This window comes from Kitasatospora sp. LaBMicrA B282, from assembly GCF_050325825.1.
In the GTDB taxonomy this organism is placed as follows: Bacteria; Actinomycetota; Actinomycetes; order Streptomycetales; family Streptomycetaceae; genus Kitasatospora.
Genome location: NZ_JBNQTI010000321.1, coordinates 1 through 3,547 on the forward strand (window position 1 = coordinate 1; position 3,547 = coordinate 3,547).

Consider the following 3,547-nt stretch of genomic DNA (forward strand, 5'->3'; position numbering starts at 1 on the left):
CGCCGGCGGAGCACCTCCGCCCGGCGCGGCCCCCGCGCGCTGCTGCTCGTCCTCGGCCCGCTCGCCGCGCTGACCGTCGCCGGCTGCGCCGCCGGCCCCGCGGCCGCTCCCACCCCGGCGGCCGCTTCCACCCCGGTGTCGGGGGGAGCCGTCGACCGGAGCTCGCCCGGGGCGGTGGCCCTGCAGTACAGCCGGGAGGTCTTCGCCGGGCAGTTCGACCAGGCCGCGCAGTTGGTGCGGCTGCAGGACCGGGCCACCCTGAAGGTGCTCTCCTTCTCGCTCGGACCCGGCTCGGTCAAGGCCGAGAACCTGGCGGTGGGCAGCACCCGGGTGGACGGGAACACGGCGGTCGCCGTGCTCACCGGGACGCTCTGCAGCAACGGGCAGAACGAGCCGGCGGCCGGGGCCGGGCAGTCCTCGGCCGCGGCGTCCGCCGCGCCGTCGCAGGCCGCGGCGTCGGCCGCCGCGCCGTCGGACGCTCCCTCGGACGCGTGCGACTCCAACACCGATCCGGGCTCGACGGACCCGGCCTTCCAGGTGGCGCTGGTGCGCACCGCGGGCGGGCCCTGGTCGGTGGACTACCCCGGGCTGGGTGCGGCTGCCGACGGCTCGAGCGGTGCGGCGCCGTCCGCGGCCGTGGCCTCGGGGGCGGCTACGGGGTGAGCGCCGCCGCGGGGGAGGCGGGGTCGGCGGGTTCCGGGGCCGGCCTCGGCTCCAGAGCCGGCTTCGGTTCCGGTGCCTGCGATGGCTCTGGTTCCTGCGACGGCCCTGGTACCTGCGACGGTCCCGGTTCCGGTGACGGCCCCGGCACCGCCAGGGTCCGTCCGCGCTCCAGCGCGATCGCGTACCCCAGCTGCACCAGCGTGGTGGCCCCCAGCTCCTGCTTGAGGGCGCCGATGTGGTCCTGGTAGGCGCGGTGCTTCAGACCGACCCGCCGGGCGATCACCTCCCCGGTGTAGCCGGCCAGCAGCAGGTCCTTGATCTGCTCGCGCACCCCGGGCACCACCTCGGCGGCGGCCTTCACCGGGTGGCTGGGGATGAAGTCGCTGGCCCGGTCCCACTGCCGGTCGAAGGAGTCGGCCAGGTAGGCGCAGACCTCGGGCTGGGTGACCACCAGGGCGGTGCTGCGGCTGGCGTCGCCGGGGATCAGCGCGGTGCTGCGGTCGAAGACCAGCAGCCGCTCGAAGTAGTCCTCCACGGTCCGCACCTGCCCGCCGGCGGCGACCACGGCCCGGACGTAGCGGCGGGTGGGTTCGTTGCAGCGGGCCGTGCTCTGGTACAGGGTGCGCATGCTGACGCCGCGCCGCACGGTGGCCAGGGTGTGCGGCAGCGAGGCCTCCAGGGCGGCGCTCGACCGGGCGCCGCCCGGCTGCGCGGTGAGGATCTCGTGCTGTGCGGCGGCGGCACTCTCCTTGATGAAGGAGTTGATCGCCTCGTGGCCGTGCAGCCGCTCGAACTGGCCGCCGCTCTCGCCGTGCTCGGGCGCCTGGCGATAGGTCAGCGCCAGCGGCGCGAGCCGCTCCTCCAGCAGGCTGGCCTGCCACTCCAGGGCGGCGGCCTGCGATCGCCAATTGCTTGTCATGCGCCGTGCAACTATGGCAGGGTCGACGGGGAGCAGCCGGCCCTCGGCGCCGTCGTCCGCGGGCTGCTCGGTGACCAGACCCCAGGTCAGCAGCTCGGCCGTGACCTCGGGCGACATCCGAGCCGTGGACCACGGGTCGGCCAGCAGCGCGGTGTACGCAGCCCGAGCCGCCTCGCTGATGCTCGACGGCGAGGGGTTGTCCAGCTTTGCATTCATTTCGGCACCTGCACATGTTTACGCGCGGGAAGTTGCAGTCGCGAAGAGAGTAGCCAGCTGCGACCCCAGGGACGAGAGTGATCACGGCTGCCGATGCACCGGCAGCTCGACGCCCTCGACGGGCTTCCCCGAAGGAACGTACGACATGATGCGCTTTTGGCGGATTTCCACCCGGCCGACCTCCCGGCCCACCACCGCTGACCAGGCGAACGACCGGCCCGACCGGCGCCCCGGCCGGATCCGGCTCGGCGGCAGCGCGCTCGCCGTGGCGGGCCTGCTCGCGCTGGCCGGCACCGCGGCGGCCGCCACGCCCGGTGACCTGACCTGGGACCACCACCACCCGGACACCATCTCGGCCCAGTAGTGGCGCTGCTCGACAGGACCGTGCCCCCAGGGGCCCCGGCGCGGGAGACGCCGGGGACCCAGGGGGCCTTCGGTGAACTGCTGCGCGGCCACCGGGAGCACCGCGGCGTGACCCAACGCCAGCTGGCCGACCTCTCCACGGTGAGCATCCGGGCGATCCGGGACCTGGAGTGCGGCCGGGCCCGGCGACCGCGCACCGACACGGTGCGGCTGATCGCCGCCGCGCTACGGCTGACCGAGTCGCAGCGCGCGGACCTCGAAGCGAGCGCACTGCCGGCCGCCGACCCGGTGGCCGGACCGTTGCCGCTCACCGCACCGCCCGAGCCGCTGGACCTGATGGTCGGCCGGGCGGCCGAACTCGCCGCGCTGCGCACCGGGGTGCTGGCCGGCGAGGACCGGCTGACCGTGCTCACCGGGCTCGGCGGGATCGGCAAGACCCGGATCGCGCTGGAACTGGCCGACCTGCTCGGCCGGTCCGACGGCCTGCGGGTGGCCTGGAGCCCCGATCCGCACGGCGAGCCCGTCCCGGCCGGCCCCCGCCGTCCGGGACCGGCCCACCCCGGCGGCCCCGCCCTGCTGGTGCTGGACGGGCTGCGCCCGGGCGACCCCCGGCTGCCGGCGGCGGTGGACCTGCTGCGCGCCGACCGCACGCTGCGGGTGCTCGCCACCGCGCGGGTGGCGGCGGGCCTCCCGGGCGAGCGGGAGCTGGCCCTGGCGCCGCTGGCGCTGCCCGACCGGCGGGCGGACCGGGAGCCCGCGGCGCTGGCGGGCACCCCCGCGGTGGCGCTGCTGCTCCGCCTGGTCCGCCGGACCGTCCCCGGCTTCGAGCTCACCGCGGCCGAGGCCGCCGCGGTGGTCGAGCTCTGCCACCGCCTCGACGGGATCCCCGCCGCACTCGCGGAGGTGGCCTTCCTGTTCGGCCTGCTCACCCCGGCCGGGGTGCTGGCGCACGTGGCGGACGATCCGCTCGGCTGGGCCGAGGGCCGGCTGCTCGGGCTGCGCTGCTCGCTCGGCGCCGCGCTGGACCGGCTGCCGGCGGACGACGCCGACGCGCTGCGCCGGCTGGCCCGGGCGCCGGGCGGCTGGTCGGTCGCCGAGGCCGCGGTGCTCACCGGTCGCTCCCCGGCGGCCTGTGCGCAGGCGGTGGGGCGACTGCTGCGGCTGGGGCTGGTCCGGCCTGCCCACCAGGGCTGCGCGGCCGGGTTCCAGGTGCTGGACCTGGTCGGTGCGGCGGCCGGGTAGCCGGCGGCGGGGGAGGAGACGGCGGCGGGGGGGGGGGGGGGGGGGGGGGGGGGGGGGGGGGGGGGGGGGGGGGGGGGGGGGGGGGGGGGGGGGGGGGGGGGGGGGGGGGGGGGGGGGGGGGGGGGGGGGGGGGGGGGGGGGGGG

4 protein-coding genes are annotated in these 3,547 nt (G+C 77.6%); 3 read left to right on the forward strand and 1 reads right to left on the reverse strand.

The window, feature by feature from the left end; all coding sequences use genetic code 11:
• Window positions 1-663: hypothetical protein (locus tag ACQRUO_RS38935; RefSeq protein ID WP_428320918.1), on the forward strand; the 663-nt coding region annotated here is incomplete at its 5' end.
• Here the strand turns inward: ACQRUO_RS38935 and ACQRUO_RS38940 are convergent.
• Entirely contained in the window at window positions 653-1,798 is a 1,146-nt protein-coding gene (locus ACQRUO_RS38940) for a LuxR family transcriptional regulator (protein ID WP_428320919.1), read from the reverse strand. The two genes, ACQRUO_RS38935 and ACQRUO_RS38940, sit on opposite strands and share 11 nt — an antisense overlap.
• 145 nt (window positions 1,799-1,943) lie before the next feature.
• Between ACQRUO_RS38940 and ACQRUO_RS38945 the strand changes: the two genes are divergently transcribed.
• Window positions 1,944-2,162, forward strand: a complete 219-nt coding sequence (locus tag ACQRUO_RS38945; protein ID WP_428320920.1) for a hypothetical protein — start codon at window positions 1,944-1,946, stop codon at window positions 2,160-2,162.
• 20 nt (window positions 2,163-2,182) lie between these two features.
• Window positions 2,183-3,403 carry a helix-turn-helix domain-containing protein gene (locus ACQRUO_RS38950; protein ID WP_428320921.1) on the forward strand — a complete coding sequence of 407 codons (1,221 nt, stop codon included), beginning with the start codon at window positions 2,183-2,185 and terminating at the stop codon, window positions 3,401-3,403.
• The last annotated feature ends 144 nt before the right edge of the window (window positions 3,404-3,547 follow it).

What these genes read in the sequence shown, in the direction of transcription:
- ACQRUO_RS38940 (WP_428320919.1), bottom strand. Translation starts at nt 1,798, where the DNA reads ATGAATGCAAAGCTGGACAACCCCTCGCCGTCGAGCATCAGCGAGGCG.
- ACQRUO_RS38945 (WP_428320920.1), top strand. Translation starts at nt 1,944, where the DNA reads ATGATGCGCTTTTGGCGGATTTCCACCCGGCCGACCTCCCGGCCCACC.